This window comes from Methylobacterium sp. CM6241, from assembly GCF_054817845.1.
The window spans coordinates 3,767,835-3,787,483 of sequence record NZ_CM139246.1; the positions used below are offsets into that span (position 1 = coordinate 3,767,835).

The 19,649-nt window shown below is 67.3% G+C and carries 18 protein-coding genes; 9 read left to right on the top strand and 9 right to left on the bottom strand.

Translation table 11 applies throughout. The annotated features are described in order from the left end of the window. Positions 1-20 precede the first annotated feature (20 nt). The 3 genes from ACYQR9_RS17710 to ACYQR9_RS17720 all read right to left on the bottom strand — a co-directional run bounded on the left by ACYQR9_RS17710 (position 21) and on the right by ACYQR9_RS17720 (position 4,482). Positions 21-2,546 (bottom strand): RNA degradosome polyphosphate kinase, encoded by a 2,526-nt coding sequence (locus ACYQR9_RS17710; RefSeq protein WP_461227561.1) that lies wholly within the window; start codon positions 2,544-2,546, stop codon positions 21-23. A gap of 98 nt (positions 2,547-2,644) precedes the next feature. Beyond that, entirely contained in the window at positions 2,645-3,382 is a 738-nt protein-coding gene (locus tag ACYQR9_RS17715; RefSeq protein WP_207412064.1) for a P-loop NTPase family protein, read from the bottom strand. 8 nt (positions 3,383-3,390) lie between these two features. Next, positions 3,391-4,482, bottom strand: a complete 1,092-nt coding sequence (locus tag ACYQR9_RS17720) for an AI-2E family transporter (RefSeq protein WP_207412065.1) — start codon at positions 4,480-4,482, stop codon at positions 3,391-3,393. Positions 4,483-4,728: 246 nt separating this feature from the next. Here ACYQR9_RS17720 and purM point away from each other — a divergent pair, with 246 nt between their 5' ends. Beyond that, positions 4,729-5,811 carry a phosphoribosylformylglycinamidine cyclo-ligase gene (purM, locus tag ACYQR9_RS17725; RefSeq protein WP_207412016.1) on the top strand — a complete coding sequence of 361 codons (1,083 nt, stop codon included), beginning with the start codon at positions 4,729-4,731 and terminating at the stop codon, positions 5,809-5,811. Beyond that, positions 5,811-6,479: a phosphoribosylglycinamide formyltransferase gene (gene purN, locus ACYQR9_RS17730; RefSeq protein WP_461227562.1), complete on the top strand. Its 669-nt coding sequence runs from the start codon at positions 5,811-5,813 to the stop codon at positions 6,477-6,479. The genes purM and purN overlap by 1 nt, the downstream gene beginning before the upstream one ends. 48 nt (positions 6,480-6,527) lie before the next feature. Here purN and ACYQR9_RS17735 read toward each other — a convergent pair whose 3' ends face one another. Together ACYQR9_RS17735 and ndk are read right to left on the bottom strand one after the other, a co-directional pair. Next, on the bottom strand, positions 6,528-6,905 hold the full coding sequence (locus ACYQR9_RS17735; protein ID WP_461227563.1) for a hypothetical protein: 378 nt from the start codon (positions 6,903-6,905) through the stop codon (positions 6,528-6,530). 170 nt (positions 6,906-7,075) lie between these two features. After that, positions 7,076-7,498: a nucleoside-diphosphate kinase gene (ndk, locus tag ACYQR9_RS17740; RefSeq protein ID WP_018043493.1), complete on the bottom strand. Its 423-nt coding sequence runs from the start codon at positions 7,496-7,498 to the stop codon at positions 7,076-7,078. A 313-nt stretch (positions 7,499-7,811) separates the two neighbouring features. On the opposite strand from ndk, the gene ACYQR9_RS17745 reads away from it, so the two are divergent. After that, positions 7,812-8,351: a DUF2147 domain-containing protein gene (locus ACYQR9_RS17745; RefSeq protein WP_056424163.1), complete on the top strand. Its 540-nt coding sequence runs from the start codon at positions 7,812-7,814 to the stop codon at positions 8,349-8,351. A 4-nt stretch (positions 8,352-8,355) separates the two neighbouring features. On the opposite strand, the gene ACYQR9_RS17750 is transcribed toward ACYQR9_RS17745, so the two are convergent. Continuing rightward, positions 8,356-8,991, bottom strand: coding sequence for a glutathione S-transferase N-terminal domain-containing protein (locus ACYQR9_RS17750; protein WP_207412020.1), 636 nt, complete (start codon positions 8,989-8,991; stop codon positions 8,356-8,358). A gap of 254 nt (positions 8,992-9,245) precedes the next feature. On the opposite strand from ACYQR9_RS17750, the gene ACYQR9_RS17755 reads away from it, so the two are divergent. From ACYQR9_RS17755 to ACYQR9_RS17780, 6 genes are all read left to right on the top strand, one after another. After that, positions 9,246-9,473: a hypothetical protein gene (locus ACYQR9_RS17755; protein ID WP_461229834.1), complete on the top strand. Its 228-nt coding sequence runs from the start codon at positions 9,246-9,248 to the stop codon at positions 9,471-9,473. A gap of 65 nt (positions 9,474-9,538) precedes the next feature. Further along, positions 9,539-9,955 carry a DUF4345 domain-containing protein gene (locus tag ACYQR9_RS17760; protein ID WP_461227564.1) on the top strand — a complete coding sequence of 139 codons (417 nt, stop codon included), beginning with the start codon at positions 9,539-9,541 and terminating at the stop codon, positions 9,953-9,955. Positions 9,956-9,986: 31 nt separating this feature from the next. Next, positions 9,987-12,011, top strand: a complete 2,025-nt coding sequence (locus ACYQR9_RS17765; protein ID WP_461227565.1) for an FUSC family protein — start codon at positions 9,987-9,989, stop codon at positions 12,009-12,011. A 12-nt stretch (positions 12,012-12,023) separates the two neighbouring features. Then, on the top strand, positions 12,024-12,218 hold the full coding sequence (locus tag ACYQR9_RS17770) for a DUF1656 domain-containing protein (protein WP_056424155.1): 195 nt from the start codon (positions 12,024-12,026) through the stop codon (positions 12,216-12,218). 35 nt (positions 12,219-12,253) lie between these two features. Next, positions 12,254-13,279: an efflux RND transporter periplasmic adaptor subunit gene (locus ACYQR9_RS17775; protein WP_461227566.1), complete on the top strand. Its 1,026-nt coding sequence runs from the start codon at positions 12,254-12,256 to the stop codon at positions 13,277-13,279. Between the two features lie 139 nt (positions 13,280-13,418). Further along, positions 13,419-15,224: a methyl-accepting chemotaxis protein gene (locus ACYQR9_RS17780; RefSeq protein WP_461227567.1), complete on the top strand. Its 1,806-nt coding sequence runs from the start codon at positions 13,419-13,421 to the stop codon at positions 15,222-15,224. A gap of 1,085 nt (positions 15,225-16,309) precedes the next feature. Here ACYQR9_RS17780 and gatB read toward each other — a convergent pair. The 3 genes from gatB to gatA form a co-directional block, all read right to left on the bottom strand. Beyond that, positions 16,310-17,782, bottom strand: coding sequence for an Asp-tRNA(Asn)/Glu-tRNA(Gln) amidotransferase subunit GatB (gene gatB, locus ACYQR9_RS17785; RefSeq protein WP_056424146.1), 1,473 nt, complete (start codon positions 17,780-17,782; stop codon positions 16,310-16,312). 68 nt (positions 17,783-17,850) lie between these two features. After that, on the bottom strand, positions 17,851-18,150 hold the full coding sequence (locus ACYQR9_RS17790; protein WP_461223311.1) for a hypothetical protein: 300 nt from the start codon (positions 18,148-18,150) through the stop codon (positions 17,851-17,853). 10 nt (positions 18,151-18,160) lie between these two features. Then, positions 18,161-19,642 (bottom strand): Asp-tRNA(Asn)/Glu-tRNA(Gln) amidotransferase subunit GatA, encoded by a 1,482-nt coding sequence (gene gatA, locus ACYQR9_RS17795; RefSeq protein WP_461227568.1) that lies wholly within the window; start codon positions 19,640-19,642, stop codon positions 18,161-18,163. Between the last annotated feature and the right edge of the window lie 7 nt (positions 19,643-19,649).

Sequence of the window (19,649 nt, forward strand, 5' to 3'; positions counted from 1 at the left end):
CTCCTGCTGGAATCGTCCGCTCACGAACGTTGGGCCCTGCGGCTCAGCGCCCGCGGACTCGACTTCTTCGAGGACTTGCCCCGACCGGACAGGCTCGGGTTCGTCATGAAGTATTTGTGCGCGTTGAACGGCTCCTCACCCTCCGCAGGCTGGACCCGTTCACTCGCACCAGACGCCAGTACACGCCAGCTCTGCTGGTTGTCGAGAAGGTTGGCGAGCATGATCTGGTCCAGCACCTGCTGGTGCACAGTCTGGTTGGTGATGGGCAGGAGCGCCTCGACCCGGCGGTCGAGGTTACGGCTCATCAGGTCGGCGGACGAGATCGAGACCGTGGCCTTGGGATGGGGCAGGCCGAATCCGTTGCCGAAGGCGTAGATCCGACCGTGTTCGAGGAAGCGCCCGACGATGGACTTGACCCGGATCGTCTCCGAGAGGCCGGGAATGCCGGGCCTCAGGCAGCAGATTCCGCGCACCACGCAGTCGATCTGCACACCCGCCTGTGAGGCGTCGTAGAGCGCGTCGATGATCTGCGCGTCGACGAGGGAATTGCACTTGATCCAGATCGCGGCCGGACGCCCGGCCTTGGCATGCGCCACCTCGGCCGCGATGCTCTCGATCAGGCGTGGCTTCAACGTCAGCGGCGAGACCGACATCCGCTCGAGTTCGGCGGGCTCGGCATAGCCGGTGATGTAGTTGAAGATGCGCGAGACGTCCCGCGCCACCGCCGGATCGGCGGTGAAGAACGACTGGTCCGTGTAAACCCGCGCGGTGATCGGATGGTAGTTGCCCGTGCCGACATGGCAGTAGGTGACGAGCTTGTCGCCCTCGCGGCGCACCACCATCGACAGCTTGGCATGGGTCTTCAGTTCGATGAAGCCGAACACCACCTGCGCGCCGGCCTTCTCCAGGTCACGGGCCCAGCGAATATTGGCTTCCTCGTCGAACCGCGCTTTCAACTCCACCAGGGCGGTGACGGATTTACCGAGTTCCGCGGCCTCGGCCAGTGCAGCCACGATCGGTGAGTTCGACGAGGTGCGGTAGAGGGTCTGCTTGATCGCCACCACGTTCGGGTCACGGGCCGCCTGGGCCAGGAACTGAACCACCGAATCGAACGATTCGTAGGGGTGGTGGACGATGAAGTCCTTCTGCCGGATGGCGGCGAAGACATCGCCGCCGCTCTCGCGGATGCGCTCGGGGAAGCGTGGGTTGTAGGATTTGAACTTCAGGTCCGGCCGGTCGATTCCGACGATCTGCGCCAGCTCATTGAGGGCAAGCATGCCCTCCACCACGAAGATGGCGTCGTAGCCGATCTCGAGTTCGTCGGCGACGAAGGCCCGAAGGTCCTCAGGCATCCCGGCCTCGACCTCGAGCCGGATGACGACGCCGCGCCGGCGCTGTTTCAATGCGGTCTCGAAATGCAGGACGAGGTCCTCCGCCTCTTCCTCGATCTCGAGGTCGGAATCGCGGATGACGCGGAACGCCCCCTGCCCCTTCACGAAATATCCGGGGAACAGGCGGCCCGTGAACAGCACGATCAGCTGCTCGATGGCGATGAAGCGCGCGGTGGTGTCCCCGGCCATGTCGGGCAGGCGCACGAAGCGGCCGAGGACCGAGGGCAGACGGATGAGGGCGCGCAGCGTCCGCCCGTCGCGCGGGCGGACCATCATCAGTGCGATGCTGGAGCCGAGGTTGGACAGGAACGGGAAGGGATGGGCCGGATCGATGGCGAGCGGCGTCAGGACCGGGAAGACGTGACTGAGGAAGTACTCCTCCAGCCAGGCCTTGTGCTCCGGGGTCAGGTCACCGGGCTCTACCAAGTCGATACCGACTCCATGCAGATCGTCACGCAATTCACGCCAGCGCCGTTGCTGGTCGAGGGCCAGCCGCGAGACTTCCGAACCGATGCGGGCAAGCTGTTCGGCCGGGCTCAGCCCATCCTGCGACGGCTGGATCAGCCCGGCGCGGACCTGATCGTGCAGGCCCGCCACGCGAACCATGAAAAACTCGTCGAGGTTGTTGGCCGAGATCGAGAGGAAGCGCAGCTGTTCCAGCAGCGGATGGCTGGTGTTGGAGGCTTCCTCCAGCACTCGGCGGTTGAATTGCAGCCACGACAATTCCCGGTTCACGAAACGCTCCGGCGACTCGCGAAGGGCCCTACCGGCCGCCAGAACGCTCTCCCGCGCCGGGGGCTCGGCGGCGGCCCGTTCGGGCACCGTGTCGGCGATGACCGTCTCGACCAGGATGGAATCGGTCTCCGCGTCGTCCGCCGATGCGGAATCCTGCGCCGTTGCTCCGGGCCGGGACTTCGAGGCCGTCGAGGCGGGCTTCGTCACCCGTGCATGCGCGGTGGGAACCCGGACGGTGCCGGCGCCCGCGGGCCGGCGTCGGGGCGCAGGCCCCTTCGCTGGCGCCGCGTTCGGCGTCCGGGAATCCAGGTCGTCCTCGCCGGGGCCGTTCTCGCCGTGCGAGTCCTCGGCGGCCAGAGCCGCTTCCTGCTCCTCGGCATCCGTACCCTTGGCGATCGCGTCCGACTCGACTTCCGGCAACGGGTCTTCTCCTCAACTCTGATAAAACGATCTGCTTCGTAACATACGATAGGGTCGCCGCGTCTGACATTTCGATGACAATCGGGCCGGACCTTTCATCAGGTCGGCGGACCGTCCTCTTCGGTCTCGTCGTCGCCGGCCTCGTCGTCCGGTACTCCCAGATCGGCCAGGACCGACATGGCCAGCGGCCTCGTGATGCGTCGACCCCGGCGCAGGGCGTCGCGGTCGAGTTCGGCCACTACTGCCCTTGCCCTGGCAAGGGAACGGTCGATCCGCAAGGCGATGGCCTCGACGACGCTGAGATCGACGACGAGCTGGCGGTCCACGAAAAGCTTTACCAGCACCGCTCGCATCAGCGCATCGTCGGGGGGCAGAATCGTGGCGCCCGGCGCCAGCCTGAGGCGCGAGCGCAGATCGGCTGTGACAAGCCCTAACGCCTCAACAGGCGCCGCCGCCGTGATGAGGACGGGGCTGCCGTTCTCCCGGGCGAGGTTGAGGAGGTGGAACAGGGCCGCCTCGTCGCGCCCCTCGGGCCGGTCGAGATCTTCGATGACCAGGGCACCGTTCGAGACGAGATGGGTGACTGAATCGGCGGTGACGCCCGAGGCGGGGACGGTCCAGGCGTGGGAACGCGTCGCCCAGATCGAGGCCAGATGGCTCTTGCCGCTGCCCGACGGGCCGGTGATGAGACAGACCGTATCGGGCCAGCGCGGCCAGGCCTCGATCAGCCCATAGGCGGCCTCGTTCGCCGGCCCCACCAGGAAATCCTCGCGACCGTAGCGCGGGTCGAGGGGGAGGTCGAAGGCGAGTTGCTTCGGAGGCGCGGCCACGCGCATCGGTGTCTTCATCCCTCGCGCTTCTGAATCAGGATCGGTTCTTCCGCATAATAGAGTGGACTTTGAAGATAACGCGAGATCGCGAACCGCACGATGACGCCGATGGAGGCGGCCACCGGCACGGCGAGAAGGAGGCCGAGGAACCCGAAGAGGGAGCCGAAGGCCAGGAGCGCGAACATCAGCCAGACCGGGTGCAGGCCGACCGAGTCACCGACGAGCTTGGGCGAGATGACGTTGCCTTCGAAGAACTGGCCGACCACGAACACGGCGACGGTCAGCCCGATATGGAGCCAATCCGATGTCGGCCAGAACTGGACCAGGGCGACGCCCACCGAGAGAAGGAAGCCGACGAGGGTGCCGACATAGGGGATGAAGGTGAGGAAACCCGCGATCATCCCGATCAGCACGCCGAAATTCACCCCGACGAAGAATAGGCCGACGGCATAGAACGTCCCTAGGATCAGGCAGACCAGGGTCTGCCCGCGGACGAAGCCGATGATCGCCCGGTCGATCTCGCCGGCCAGACGCCGCACGGTGGTGCGGTGGCGCGGAGGGGTCCAGCCGTCGACGGTGGCGACCATCCGGTCCCAGTCGACGAGGAGGTAGAAGGCCACGACGGGGGTGACGACGAGGAGCGAGGCGATGGAGACCAGCGCCTGGCTGCCCGACCACAGCGACTTCAGGAAAGCCAGGAACCACGTGCCGCCCTGCCCCACCAGGGTTCCGACGGACGATTGCAGGTCGTTGAGAACGTCCGCCCCGCCGACCCGCGTCAGGATCGGCCCGACCCGCTCGACGATGATACCCTGCAGCCGTGACACCATGCCGGGGAACGTCGTCACAAGCGCCGAGATCTGATTGGCGGCCAGGGGCACCACGATCAGCAGGATCACCACGAGCCCGACGACGAACATGGCGAGGATCAGGAGCGAGGCGGAGAGCCGCCCAAGCCCCAGGCGCTGGAGCCTGTCGGCCATGGGGTCGAGAAGATACGCGAGGGCCAGCCCTGCCACGAAGGGCAGCATCACCCCCGAAAGCAGGTAGAGCAGCAGCGCGACGATGCCGAGGCCCGCCAGTCCGATCACCGCCCTGCCGCGCATCGGCCGTCCCCCCTCGTCGTGTCCGCCGTTGCGGAGAGTGGGAACGGCAGCGCCTACGGTCAAGGCATGGCGGTGGCCGGTCGTATCCCGCATGGCATTCTCCCTGGAGGGCCGGATCTGTTGCGAATCGCTAATTTCCCGATCACGACTCGCCGAGATTGGTGCAAGCGGCTAGAGGAGCGGAATGACTTTGGCCGACATCCCGATGCCGGCCATGCAGGACGTGGATTGCGAGACGGGGCGCCGATGACGGCCGAGAGCAAGAACGGCGAAAGCCGGAACGGAATGACCTACGCGGATGCGGGCGTCGATATCGATGCAGGCAACGCCATGGTCGAGACGATCAAGCCGCTGGTGCGCTCCACCCGCCGGCCCGGGGCGGATGCCGAGATCGGCGGGTTCGGCGGGTTGTTCGACCTGAAGGCCGCCGGCTTCTCCGACCCGATCCTGGTGGCGGCCAATGACGGTGTCGGCACCAAGGTCAAGATCGCCATCGAGACCGGCCGCCACGACACGATCGGCGTCGATCTCGTGGCGATGTGCGTGAACGACATCATCGTCCAGGGCGCCGAGCCGCTGTTCTTCCTCGATTATTACGCCACCGGCAAACTGGTGCCGGGTGTCGGCACCGATATCGTCCGCGGGATCGCGGCGGGCTGCCGCATCGCGGGCTGCGCCCTCATCGGCGGCGAGACCGCCGAGATGCCCGGCCTCTACGACGGCTCGGATTACGATCTGGCCGGCTTCAGTGTCGGCGCCGCCGAGCGTGGCAAGCTGCTGCCGCGTCCCGGCATTGCGCCCGGCGACGTCGTTCTCGGCCTGCCGTCCTCCGGTGTACATTCCAACGGCTTCTCGCTGGTCCGCCGGATCGTCGAGGCAAGCGGCCTCTCCTACGATGACCCGGCCCCGTTCGAGCCGTCGCGCTCGCTCGGCGACGCCCTGCTGGAGCCGACCCGGATCTACGTGAAGCCGCTGCTGGCCGCACTGAGGGCCACCGACGGGATCAAGGCCCTCGCCCACATCACCGGCGGCGGCTTTCCCGACAACCTGCCCCGCGTCCTGCCCGATGGAGTCGGCATCAGCATCGACCTCGACGCGATCATTCCGCCGCCCGTCTTCGGATGGATCTCGAAGGTCGGCGGGGTCGCGGAATCCGAAATGCTGCGCACCTTCAATTGCGGTATCGGCATGGTGGCGGTGGTCTCGCCGGAGAGTGTGTCGGCGGTGACCCGTGCGCTCGACACTGCCGGGGCCTCGCCGATCCGCCTCGGGCTCATCACCGAGCGCGGACCCGAGCCGGTGACTTTCCAGGGTAAGCTCGCCCTGTGATGGCTCCCCGGCCCAAGATGCGGGTCGCGATCCTCATCTCGGGACGCGGCTCGAACATGGTCTCGCTGATCGAGGCCGCTCGGGCGCCGGACTATCCGGCCGAGATCGTTCTCGTCGCCTCCAACCGGCCGGACGCCGGTGGTCTCGCTCATGCGGCGAGTGTCGGGATCGCCACGAAGGCGCTCGATCACCGTGCCTATTCCGACCGGGCGAGCTTCGATGCCGCCCTGAACGCGGAACTCGAAGCGGCCAGGATCGAACTCGTCGTGCTGGCCGGCTTCATGCGGATCCTCTCCGCGGGCTTCGTCGAGGCTTGGGCCGGGCGGATGATCAACATCCATCCTTCGCTGCTGCCGCTATTTCGCGGCGTCCATACCCACGAGCAGGCCTTGGCGGCCGGCGTCTGCTTGCATGGCTGCACGGTGCATTACGTGGTGCCGGAACTCGATGCCGGGCCGATCGTGGCCCAGGCCGCCGTCCCAGTCCTGCCGGGCGACGATGCCGACAGTCTCGCCGCGCGCATTCTCGTGCAGGAACACCTCCTCTACCCGCGTGCCCTGGCGCTGATCGCCGGCGGACGGGCCAGGCTGGAGAGCGGCCGCGTGGTGTTCGCTGGCGACATCAGGCCGGCCGAGGGGGCCTTGCTCAGCCTGTCCGCGCAAGGTTGAGGCCCGAGCCGCCGATCCCGAAACATCGAGATCGGCGATGATGACGGCTTACGCCGGGCGCGGTAGCTGGCAGCTGTCGAGTGCCGAGAGAGCCTTGGCGCGGGCGGAATCGTTGAAATAGCCGGTGGTGCGGTAGGATTCGAGCTCGGCCGGGTTGAGGCTCGCCAGGGTCTGCTTGGCGTAGCAGCCGCATGGGCGGGCGAGCGACGCTTCGGGGACGCTCTGCAGGCGGGACTGCGTCACCGTGCAGGCGTGGCGCACGCGTCCGGTGAGGTTGCTGGCGGAGGCCGTCTTCAACGCGGGGTCGGGCGTATAGCCTTCGAGGGAGGCCGTGGGCGCACCCTTGTTCGCATTGCAGGCGGCGAGCAGGGACACGAGGCCGGCGGCGAGCAGGATCCGGCCGGTGCGCGAAGCGATGGAGCGCATGGAATGTGGGGTCCGTGAAAGGGATTCGATGAGGGAATTCCTTTCACGCCCGGCAGGACTCGCGCGCAAGGGCGTTCGCGCCACACCCGGCATCGTTCCGCGCCACGCTCCCGGTTCACCGGACGACGATGCGATCACGAACCCGTTGGCGGCGCGAAAGCCGGTCGGGCTCAGCCGACGATGTCGGAATCCTGGAAGAACTGCGCGATCTCGATCTTCGCGTTCTCGGCGCTGTCAGAGCCGTGCACGGTGTTCTCGCCGACCGACTCGGAGAAGGTCTTGCGGATGGTGCCCTCGTCGGCATTGGCCGGGTTGGTGGCGCCCATCACGGTGCGGTAGGCGGCGACGGCGTTCTCGCCCTCGAGCACCTGCACGACCACGGGGCCCGAGGTCATGAAGGAGACGAGTTCACCGAAGAACGGGCGCTCCTTGTGAATCTCGTAGAACTTTTCGGCCTGGGCCTGGGTCATCTGGATGCGACGCTGGCCGACGATGCGCAGGCCCGCCTTCTCGATCACGGCATTCACGGCGCCGGTGAGGTTCCGCTTGGTCGCGTCGGGCTTCAGGATGGAAAAAGTGCGCTCGGTGGCCATGTTCAGTCCGGTTATGTTCGCTCAGCCGAAAACGGCTTCGGTGGCCGGCTTATAGCGGGCACGCCCCATCCTCTCAACCCGGAGGACGAAGACGGCGCATCCACAGCGGAATTCCCTTGGTCATGGCTTCGGCGCAACAGTGCCGGAAATTCGCCCGATTGCTGGTGTCTTCTCGCACCAGAAGACGCCGGCCCGTACCGTTCTCGACGCCCGGCACGGCCACGACCAAGCTCTCGACCCCAGGCTCACGACCCTTCGCGACGCTCCCGCCGATGCGCCGCGGCCCTTCACAGGCTCCAGGAGACCAAAAGCCATGCGCGTTGCCCTGACCTCCGCCTTTCTGCTGTCCGGACTCGTCGCCGCCGTTGCGGCCCCGTCGAAGGACCCGTCCGGCACCTGGCTCACGAAGGATGGCCGCGCCAAGATCCGCATCGATCATTGCGGCCCGAACAGCGCGAACATCTGCGGTAAGGTCGTGTGGCTAAAGACGCCGACCACCGAGACGGGTGCGCCGCGCACCGACGCCAAGAACCCCGACCCGAAGAAGCGCTCGCGTCCTGTGATTGGCCTGCAGCTCATCGAGGGGCTCGCCCCCGACGAGGAGAAATTTTCGGGCGACATCTATAATATCGACGAGGGCAAGATCTATCAGGTCAGCCTGGAGCGTGAATCCGGCTCCGAGCTGAGCGTGTCCGGATGCCTTCTCAAGGTCCTGTGCGGCTCCGAGACCTGGACCCGCGTGCCGGACGTGAACCAGCAGGCCGCTGTCGCTCCGGCTTCCGAGGCCGCGCCGAAGCCCGCTACGAAGGCGGCCGCCAAGCCGGCCGCCGCTCAGGCCGAAGCCAAGAAGTAGCGGATCAGATCGCCGCGAAGCCTCGCTTCACGGCGGGTCTCGCCAGAACCAGATCGAGCCAGCGCCGGACATTCGGCAGGCTCGACAGGTCGATATCCTGCTTCTCGTGATGCTTGGCCCAGGTGAGGATCGCGATGTCGGCGATGGAATATTCGCCGGCCACGTAGTCGCGATCCGCAAGTCGGCGATCCAGCACGCCGTAGAGCCGATGCGATTCTGTGGTGAACCGCTCGATGGCGTAGGGGATCTTCTCCTGCGCGTAGATCCGGAAATGATGCGTCTGGCCAAGCATCGGCCCGAAGCCGCCGACCTGCCAGAACAGCCATTCGTCCACCGCCGCTCTGGCGCGTTCGTCGGCCGGGTAAAGGCACCCGGTCTTGCGACCGAGATATTGGAGAATCGCCCCCGATTCGAAGATCGAGATCGGCTTCCCGCCGGGTCCGTCCGGATCGACGATGGCCGGAATCTTGTTGTTGGGCGAGATCGCCAAAAAGTCCGGGGCCAGCTGGTCGCCCTTGCCGATATTCACCGGCACCACCCGATAGGGCAGGCCGCACTCCTCCAGCATGATGGGAATCTTCCAACCGTTGGGCGTGCCCCAGGTATGGACGTCGATGGGGTTCTGGGTGGCGGCGGCCATGGGAAACGTCCCGCTCCTGTCAGGGTCGCGTCATATCGCCGATTCAAACCGGACGAGAAAGCGGATGGTTGCAGCTTTCACGCCGACATCCAACGGTGGACGGCATGGGGCGGCGCGACGAAGAGACTTGCTCTCCCCCCGACTTCTGGCTGTGATGAGGTCGGCTCTGCCTCCGTTTCGTGAGTGCAGGGTAACGATCTGGGGTTGCAATCATGCGGGTTTGTTGTTTTCCAGCCATGGTGATCGCGGTGTCCATGGTTCTGGGCTTCGCCACGGCCGCGTCCGCCCAGGCCCCTGTGGCCGCTTCCCCGGATGCCGCCGCGAAGGAATTGAGCATGGGGCAGAACGCTGCCAGGGAGCGGCAGAAGAAGTGCGGTGCCGAATGGCGCGCCCTTTCGGTCGCCGACAAGGCCGCGCAAGGACCGAAATGGCCGCAATATTATAGTAAATGCGTCAAGCGCTTGAAGGAGATCAAGGCCTGATCTAGTTCGGCTGGGAGCCGGCTCGCGGGCGCGGGATCAGCCGGGCCTGAACGGGGAACGGACGCATGCGGGAGCGCGAGGCGCTGCAACGAGTTGTGGCGGTGGCCGCGATCATACCGGTGGCGTCCGGCCTCTTCGGAATCCTGTTCGGGCTTGGAGGAGTTGGCGGCAACAGCCTGGCCCAGATCTCCGCCGACAGCCATTTCCGCTATCTGTCAGGTCTGCTGATGGGCATCGGCATCCTGTTCTGGAGCTGCGTCCCGGCCATCGAGGCGAAATCGCGCCTGTTCCGCTTCCTGACCCTCGTCGTCACGCTCGGCGGTCTGGCGAGGCTGCTCGGTCTCTATCTTACCGGCTTGCCTTCGGCGGTCATGCTGGGGGCGCTGATCATGGAGCTGGTGGTGACGCCCCTCCTCTGCCTCTGGCAGATGCGGGTCGCTGGCAAGGCCGCGGATGCGGCGGCGGGCGAGCCTTCCCTGTGAACGGGGCTTTCCCTGTGAGCGGAGCCTGCCGATGAGCGGGCTGTCCGCCGAAACACGCCCCTCCCCGGCCGACCGCGTGCTCTCGTTCGTCGAGCGCATCTTTCCCGCGCCCTCCGCCTGGGCTTTCGCCTTGCGGATCTGGCTCGCCATGGTGCTGGCCCTCTACGCCGGGTTCTGGCTTCAGCTCTCCGGCGCCTCGTCGGCCGCCGTCTGTGTGGCGATCCTGGCCCAGCCCAAACGCGGCCAAGCCCTGTCCAAGGCGCTGTACCGCTTTCTCGGCACCCTGGCGGGGGGCGCGATATCGATTCTGCTGATCGGTGCGTTCGGACAGGACAGGGTTCTCCTCCTGGTCTCAGTGGCGACCTGGCTCGGCCTCTGCGTCTTCGTCGCCCACTTCCTGCAGGACACGCGGGCCTATGGCGCCATGCTCGCGGGCTTCACCGTCGCCATCGTCGCCGTCGCCCATATCGACACGCCGCAGGCGGTCTTCGAGGCCGCCATCGACCGCGTCGCGGCGATCACCATCGGCATCGTCGCCATCACCTTCATCAACGACGCGCTGGCCTCGCCCAGCACGTGGCGCACCCTGCGCAAGCCGCTCTCGGAGGCCCTGTCGGCCACCCAGGCTTTCGCCCGCGAGACCCTGTCCCGGGCGGATACAGGCTCGGAGCGCGCGGCGGCCCTGATCCGGCAGATCGCGGTGATGCGCGCCGATGCGAGCGCCATCGGCGGCGAACTCGACGACGGCGCCCGCCGGGCCGCCGGGGCGCGCAGCACCATCGCCGCGCTCTACGCCATGGCGGCGGCGAGCCGTGCCTTCACGGCCGCCGCCGCCTTGCTGGACCGCGAGAGTGAGGCTGTCGCCGAGGCCCGCCGGATCTGCCTAGGCCTGACCGACGACGGGAAGCCCGATGCCGACGCGGCTTCGCATCGTCTCGGTGCCCTGGTGGATGAGGCGATCCAGAGTGAGACGAGCGCGCCCCTGGAGATCCTGGCGCTGCAGCGCGGCCTCGATTTCGCGCGCGCCTCCTCCTTTGCCGAGGATGGATTGAACGCCCTCTCCACCGGCTGCCGACCGAAGCGCGACGTCGCCCTGCCGACGCATCGCGACCTGCCAGTGGCCCTTCGTGGGGCGGCACGGGTGGGGATCGCCTTTGGCGCCACCGCCCTCCTCCTCATCGCCGCCGGCTGGCCCGCCACCTCCTTCGCCCTGGTACAGGTGGCGGCGACCTGTTCGCTCTCGGCCATCGCGCCGGATTCGAAGGCCTTCGCCCGCGGCGTCCTCATCGGCATGCCTGTCGCGGCGCTCTGCGCCGGAATCGTGCTCTTCGGCGTGCTGGGGGGCGAGCAGGGCTTCCCACTGCTCGCCATCGCCATCGCGCCGGTGATCTTCGTGGCGTGTTTTCTCAGCCTGAACCCGCCGACATTCGGAATCGGCTTCATCCTGCTCGTGTTCTTCATGGTCCTCCTGTCGCCGTCCAACCCGCAGACCTACGACGTGCAGGGCTTCCTCGCGAACGCGTTCCTGGTGACCATGGCGGCTTGTATCCTCTTCGTCGCGGTGCGGATCGTACTGCCGATCTCGCCCGCCCAGCGCCGCGCCTTCGCCCTCGATTCGGCTCGGGATTCGGTGCTGGACGCGCTGGCTGGCGATGGCGGCGACGCCACCACCCGCACCAGCCTCAACAGCGATCGGCTGCTGCAATTCTCGCAATGGAGTTCGGGCAGCGGCGCCGTCCGCGCGGCGAGCCTGGACCGTGCCTTCGACCTGGCCCGCCTCGAATCGGCCGCCGCCCGCGCCCATGCCCAGCTGTGCCGCCTCCCCGACGAGCCTTCTCTGAACGATGCCGCGAGGCAGGCGCGGGAGGGACTGGAGGCGGCGGACGCGGCCACGCTCGCCCGGTCCGTTCGTGCGTTCCTCCGGCACGGCCGATCCGTGGGCGGTCCGACGCGGCTCGACATCGCCCGCCTCGTCAGCGACCTGGTGACGGCGGGCGGCATCATGGAGAGCCAGCATCGCCTCCTGCGCCGCCTCGGCATCCTGCGACCGGCCTGATGGAGGCGCCCCATGCGGCATGACATCGATCTCGGCGGCGTCCTGATCTCGCCCTTCGTCGCCTATGTGGTGGCGGCACTGGCCATCATGGTGCTCCTGCGGTTCGGCTTCAGCCGCATCCGCTTCAGCCGCTACGTCGCCAACCCGCCGCTGGCCGAGGCGGGGATCTTCGTCTGCATCCTCGCGCTTCTCATCGTTCTCTTCTGAGTAATGTGTACCGCCGACATGGATCTTGCCTGACAATGGCCGACGACGATCTCTCCGATGCTCGCCCGTCCCGCGAGCGCGCGCCGTCCCTCGCCCGGCGCCGGCGTTGGCGCGTGGTGCGGCTTCTGGCGACCGTTGTGATCCTGGCCTGCGCCTGCCTGGCCGCCGCCCTGGTCTGGCAATTCTACGTCGCCGCGCCCTGGACCCGCGACGGGCGCGTCCGCGTGCAGGTGGCCAGCGTAGCGCCCCAGGTCTCCGGCCAGATCGTCGAGTTGCGCGTGTCCGACAACCAGAACGTCGCCAAGGGCGACGTGCTCTACGTCATCGATCCGGTGGATTTCGACATTTCCATCGCCACCGCCCAGGCCGAGCTGGAGAACCGCGAGGCCGATCTTCAGGTGAAGCGGACCCAGGCCGCCCGGCGCGAGGCCCTGACCACCCTTTCCACCTCAGTGGAGGAGAAGCAGCAATATGCGGGCACCGCCAAGATCGCGGAAGCAGCGCTGGCTTCCGCGAAGGCGCAGCTGCATCAGGCCCGGGTCAATCGTGGACGCACGGAAGTACGCTCGCCGGTGAACGGGCGTGTCACCAACCTCCTCCTGCGCGCGGGCGACTATGCCACCGCCGGCACCGTCAACGTCGCGGTGATCGACACCGATTCATTCTGGATCGACGGCTATTTCGAGGAGACGAAGCTGGCCCATATCCGTGTGGGTGACGTGGCGAGGGCCGAACTCCTCGGCTACTCGGCTCTCATCGACGGCCGGGTGGAGAGCATCACGCTTGGCATCAGCAACGCCAATGCCTCGCCGAGCACGCAGGGCCTGCCCAATGTCGACCCGGTCTATACCTGGGTGCGCCTCGCCCAGCGCGTCCCCGTGCGCATCCGCATCGAGAGGGTTGCCGAGGGCGTCACCCTGGTGGCCGGCATGAACGCCACCGTCTCCGTGGGCGAGCCCGGTGCCCATGGCGGCACGTTCTGGAAGACCCTGCGCGACCGCTTTACGGGACCCTCCGCCTCCTCCGGGCAGGAGCGTGTTCCGGGGGCGGCGGCCCGCTGAAGCCCTGGCCGGGAAGACGTCGCGCTTCGCCGAATGCCTCGGGGCAGCATGCCCCGGCGATGAAGAGGTGAAAACTTCTTCAGTATTGGCGCGAAGTTGAGCACGGATCGCGAAGAGGTTTCAACAGCGCTTAAGGGCCATGAGCGATTCTTCCGGCATCTTCTCGGCTGGGTCGGGTCACGTGCTGAAATCCATCGACGCCTTTGAGAACGACCCGACCGCGGCGCCCGAAGACGTGGGCGTCACCGACGCGGTGGCCGGCATGGCGACACTCATGCGCCACGCCGCCCGCGCCAATGAACAGGCCGCCAGCTTCACCCGCGAGATCCGTCGCCAATCGACAGGCGTCGACCGTTCCCTGGCAGCCACGCTCGGCAGCGTTGGGCGCGATACGGCGGCGGGGACGGCCGAGCGCCTCCGCGGCGAGCTCGTGGATGCGGTCGGGCAGGCCATGCGCGCGATCAACGCCGAGATCGCCCGCATCGGCGCGCGCATCGACACCAAGGCCGCCGAGGCGAGCCGGATCGTCGCCGCCATCGATGGGATCGGCGCGACGATCCGGATGCTGTCGTTGAACGCGACGATCGAGGCGGCGAGGGCCGGCGAGCATGGGCGCGGTTTCGCCGTCGTTGCCGCCGAGGTCCGCGCCCTGGCCGACCAGACCCGGGAGAGTGCACGCAACGCGGCCGGCATCATCGATTTCTCCGATGTCCGCGCCGATCTCTCTGCCCTGCGGGTTTCGACGGACCATGCCCTGGACGGACTCGCCGGCGCCGTTCGGTCCACCGCCGACCGGATCGAGACCCTGCTCGGCGGTGTGGGCGTCGAACTGTCCGCGATCAGCGCCAGCAACGCCTCCATCGGCGAGGCTCTCGGCGCCATGCAGAGCAGTATCGACCGGACCGAGGCCAAGACGTTTCGCGCCCTGGCCCTCGCCGATGCCACGCTGCAGGCGGCCGCCTCGGGACTGCCAGCGCCGGACATGGCCCGGCACGGTCTCGCTCGCCGTCCGAAGAACTTCGATCTCCTCGACGACATCCGGGCACGCGGTACCCTGCGGATCGCCGTGGAGCCCGATTTCAAGGGGTTGTCCTTCCGCAGGTCCGCCGGCGGCGCCCTGCTCGGCCTCGACATCGCCTATGCCACGGCCTTCGCGCGGTCCCTCGGCGTCGCGCCGGTCTTCGTCGAATGCCCCTGGGACCAGTGCACGGAACTGCTCGATGCGGGCCGGACCGCCGCCGAGGCACCCGCCGACATCGTCTGGTCGGCCCTGCCGCCGAGCCCGGGATTCGGCGCCATCGCCTATTCGCAGGCCTATACCCATCTCCATTACGTGCTGGCCCGCCGCACCGGCGACACGCGCATCCGCAGCCTGTCCGACCTCGAAGGGCGGACGCTCGGCGTCATCAACGATCCGAGCGCCTATGCCACGCTGGAGGCCGCCGGACTGCGCTGGGCCGAGAACCTCCAGGCGAAGGGAAGGCGGGTAGCGACCCTCGGCAGCCTCGTGCCGATCACCGACCAGGGCCGCATCCACGACGCTCTGGCCGAGGGCGTGGTGGATGCCTTCGCCGTGGACGCGCCGATCATGCACTGGGCCTGCACCGGCGCCGACAGCCCGTGGCGCGGCCGCATCGAGATCGTGCCCGGCAACATCGCACCCTCACCCTGGTACTACACCGCCGCCGTCGCCGACCATCCGAGCGCCTGCCGCCTGCTCATGGCGGCGGATGCTTTCATCGCCGCCTTCGCCGGCACGCCCGAGCGTCTGGCGATCGAGAGGCAATGGCAGGGGGCACCCGTGGCCGGAACGGGCAGCTACCGCGACGAGCCGGGGCGTCTGCGCGGCGCTGCGGATCTGGCCGCCGATTACGAGGCGGCGACGGGCAAGGCGCCGAGCCTTTCCCCCTCGACCGGGAGCGGCGCCCTGCGAAACGTCGCCTGAGGCGGGCCTGCGCGGCGGCCGCGAAGCGCCAAGCGCCTGAAGGTCCATAGCTTTTCCCGAACCGTCCAGATGGGAATGAATACAGGTTCGAGAAAGTGGAGATAGGGACTTGACGCGGGTCAAATCCAGTCGCACCTTGATCATGTGCTTCGAAGCAAAGCACATCTCAAGCAACGAGGAGGCGCTGATCGTTTGTCGATCGCGACCAACTTAGCCGCAGGAGACGGGAATGACTCCACCCCAGCAGGATGCTGTGACGATCATCCGGGTTTAATTCGGTCCGGACGTTGAGCAGCACAAACACGAATTACGGGACGGAGGCGGTCTCCGGGGTGCAGAAGCGGCCGACACGGCACGACTTCGAATACGCAGAATGCCCCAACTCGACCGCTTCCGCCGCCTATGTCCTTGCAGGATCGGCCATGGCTCGTGGCGGATCACGATGGGGATCGTCTGGTTTCGGGGCCCACCCGCTGCGCGATCCGCGCGAGCGGGATAACCCATGAAAGCATCGCTTTCGGCTGGCGCAGGTCCCTCTCCTTCCATGAAGGGCGTTCGCAGATCTGAGCGTCGTGCCGGAAGCCGCTCACAGAAGCCGTGAGCCGCGGCTCGGCTGCACGGTCTCACGATGACCGAGCGCGTTAGGCGATCGCTCTCTTCGATACGATCACCCTCGTCGCGCCCAGGCGGTCAGCGCCGCGTCGATGAAGGCCGCCTTCTTCGGCGTGATACGCCGCCATGGAAAGCTCGTCGCACCCCATCTTGAGCGCGTTGGACTGCGCCAATAGCGGCCATTCTCGACGGTGCGTTGGATGCCCAGCGGCAGCACGCGTGTCTCGTCCGCGAAGGCTGCGAATCGTCCGTTCGGATCGAGCCGGGCTTCATCATCCGGAACGAGGCCGCGAGGGCAGCCTCGGCGCGGTCAAACTCCGCCGCATCCACCCGCACGACGAGATCGAGGTAGCCTTTCGTGAGACACCCCGGAATGGCGCTGGCGCCCACATGCCGGAGGTCGGCGTAGGGCGCGGCCGCCGCCATGTCCCTCCTGGGGACGAAGCCGGTCCGCGTCTAGGATCGGCCCAGCCTTATTCGATTCCGAGCTTCGCCTTCAGCAATGCGTTCACGGCCGCCGGGTTGGCCTTGCCGCCGGTGGCTTTCATGGTCTGGCCCACGAACCAGCCGAGCAGGGTCGGCTTTTCCTTGGCCTGCTGAACCTTGTCGGGGTTCTTGGCGATGATCTCGTCCACCGCCGCCTCGATGGCGCCGGTATCCGTCACCTGCTTCATGCCGCGCGCTTCGACGACCTGACGCGGGTCGCCACCCTCGGACCAGACGATCTCGAACAGGTCCTTGGCGATCTTGCCCGAGATCACGCCCTCGCCGATGAGATCGACGATGGCACCGAGCTGATCGGCCGAGACCGGGCTCGTCTCGATGCTGTGGCCTTCCTTGTTGAGGCGCCCGAACAGCTCGTTGATCACCCAGTTCGCCGCGGCCTTGCCGTCCCGACCCTTGGCCACCGCCTCGAAATAATCGGCCGAAGACCGCTCGGCGATGAGCACGCCGGCATCGTAGGGCGAGAGGCCGTAGGATTCGATGAAGCGGGCCTTCTTGGCGTCCGGCAGTTCCGGCAGTCCCTCGGCCAGCGCGTCGACATAGGCCTGGTCGAATTCCAGCGGCAGCAGGTCCGGGTCGGGGAAGTAGCGGTAATCGTGCGCCTCTTCCTTCGAGCGCATGGAGCGGGTCTCGCCCTTGCCCGGATCGAACAGGCGGGTTTCCTGGCTGATCGTGCCGCCATCCTCGATGATCGCGATCTGGCGACGGGCCTCTACTTCGATGGCCTGCCCGATGAAGCGGATCGAGTTGACGTTCTTGATCTCGCAACGGGTGCCGAGCGGGTCGCCGGGCTTGCGCACCGAGACGTTCACGTCGGCCCGGAGGGAGCCCTTCTCCATGTCGCCGTCACAGGTGCCGAGATAGCGCAGGATGGTGCGCAGCTTGGTCACGTAGGCGCGCGCCTCCTCCGACGAGCGGAGATCCGGCCGCGAGACGATCTCCATCAGGGCGACGCCCGAGCGGTTGAGGTCGACGAAGCTCTGGGTCGGGTTCTGGTCGTGCAGGGACTTGCCGGCATCCTGCTCGAGATGCAGGCGCTCGATGCCCACCGTGATGGTCTCGCCCTCGGGCAAGTCCACCAGCACCTCGCCCTCGCCGACGATGGGGTCCTTGAACTGGCTGATCTGGTAGCCCTGTGGCAGGTCCGGGTAGAAGTAGTTCTTCCGGTCGAACACCGAGCGATGGTTGATCTGCGCCTTCAGGCCGAGGCCGGTGCGCACGGCCTGCGCCACGCATTCCTCGTTGATGACGGGCAGCATGCCGGGCATCGCCGCGTCCACCAGGGAAACGTGGTCGTTCGGCTCACCGCCGAACTCGGTGGAAGCGCCGGAGAACAGTTTGGAGCGGCTCGTGACCTGGGCATGGATCTCCATGCCGATCACGACCTCCCAGTCGTGCAGGCCGCCCTTGATGAGCTTCTTGGGGTTCACGGCAGCGGTCATGATGGCCCGGATTCAGTGTTGCGCGGCGCGAAACCGCGCCGGAAAGGTGGAAGGACCGGCCGGCGCGGTCAAGCGCGCAGGCGGTAGAGCTGGTGGGCGAGGAAGCCCAGGGTGCCCCACAGGAAGCCCGCCATCCAGCGGATGGGGAAGAAGGTCGGCCCGTCGTGGCTCACCGGCGCCGGCCAGGGAATGCCGATGGCGGTAACGGCCCAGGACACCAGCACCGAGATGGCGAAAGCCATCAGCGAGACCAGGATGACCTTCACGAACTGATCCGACTTCCAGCCCATGACCAGCGCAATGGCGATCAGGACGGGATCGAACGCGGCCCAGATCCAGACGTCGAAAGGATAGACCGGAACGGTCATGGTCGCGCTTTCATGCCCACCACGCGGCGGGCAGCTTGGTCCGTCCGGCCGCCGTTTCGATCACCTGGGCGGCGGCGAACAGCGTCTCCTCGTCGAAGGGACGGCCGATGAGCTGGAGGCCCAGCGGCAGCCCCTGCGCGTCGAGGCCGGCCGGCACCGAGATGCCGGGCAGGCCCGCCATGTTCACCGTGATGGTGAAGACGTCCTGGAGGTACATCTCGACGGGGTCGCCAGAGCCCTTCTCGCCGATGCCGAAGGCGGCGGACGGGGTGGCGGGGGTGAGGATCGCGTCGATCCCGGAGGCGTAGGCCTCTTCGAAATCGCGTTTGATAAGGGTGCGGATCTTCTGCGCGCGGACGTAATAGGCATCGTAATAGCCCGCCGAGAGCACGTAGGTGCCGATCATGATGCGCCGCTTCACCTCGCGGCCGAAGCCCGCCGCACGGGTGTTCTCGTACATCCCGGCGATGTCCTTGCCGGGCACGCGCAGGCCGTAGCGAACGCCGTCATAACGGGCGAGATTCGAGGAGGCCTCGGCCGGGGCGACGATGTAATAGGCCGGGAGCGCGTAGCGGGTATGCGGCAGCGAAATCTCACGGATCGTGGCGCCCGCATCCTTCAGTATCGCGGCGCCCTGGTCCCAGAGGGCCTGGATCTCGGCGGACATGCCGTCCACCCGGTATTCCTTCGGAATGCCGATGGTGAGGCCCTTCACGCCCCGCGCCACCGCCGCTTCGAAATCGGGAACGGGCAGGTCGGCGCAGGTGGTGTCGCGGGCATCCGGCCCGGACATGGAGCCGAGCAGGATCGCGCAATCGCGCACCGTGCGGGCGATGGGGCCGGCCTGGTCGAGCGACGAAGCGTAGGCGACGGTGCCCCAGCGCGAGCAGCGGCCATAGGTCGGCTTGATGCCCACTGTGCCGGTGAAGGCGGCGGGCTGACGGATCGAGCCGCCGGTATCGGTGGCGGTGGCTCCGAGACAGAGATGGGCCGCCACCGCCGCCGCCGAACCGCCGGACGAGCCGCCCGGAACCAGCTTGGCCTCGGAGCCGCTCCGGCGCCAGGGCGAGACCACGTCGCCATAGGCCGAAGTCTCGTTCGACGAGCCCATGGCGAATTCGTCGAGGTTGAGCTTGCCCAGCATCACCGCGCCGTCGCGCCACAGATTATGGGTCACAGCGGATTCGTAATGCGGCTGGAACCCTTCGAGGATCTTGGAGCCGGCCGTGGTGGCGACCCCGTGGGTGCAGAATAGGTCCTTGACGCCGAGCGGCAGGCCTTCGAGGGGCCGTGCCTCGCCGGAGGCGATCTTGGCGTCTGAGACCTCCGCCATCTGCAGGGCGCGTTCCGGCGTCTCCAGCAGATAGGCGTTGAGGCCCCGCGCTTTCTCCATGGCGGCCAGATGCGCCTTGGCGAGATCCGTGGCGGAGAAGTCCTTGGCCTTTAGCCCGTCACGGGCCTCGGCCAGGGTGAGTTCGTTGATCTGGGTCATGGGGCCT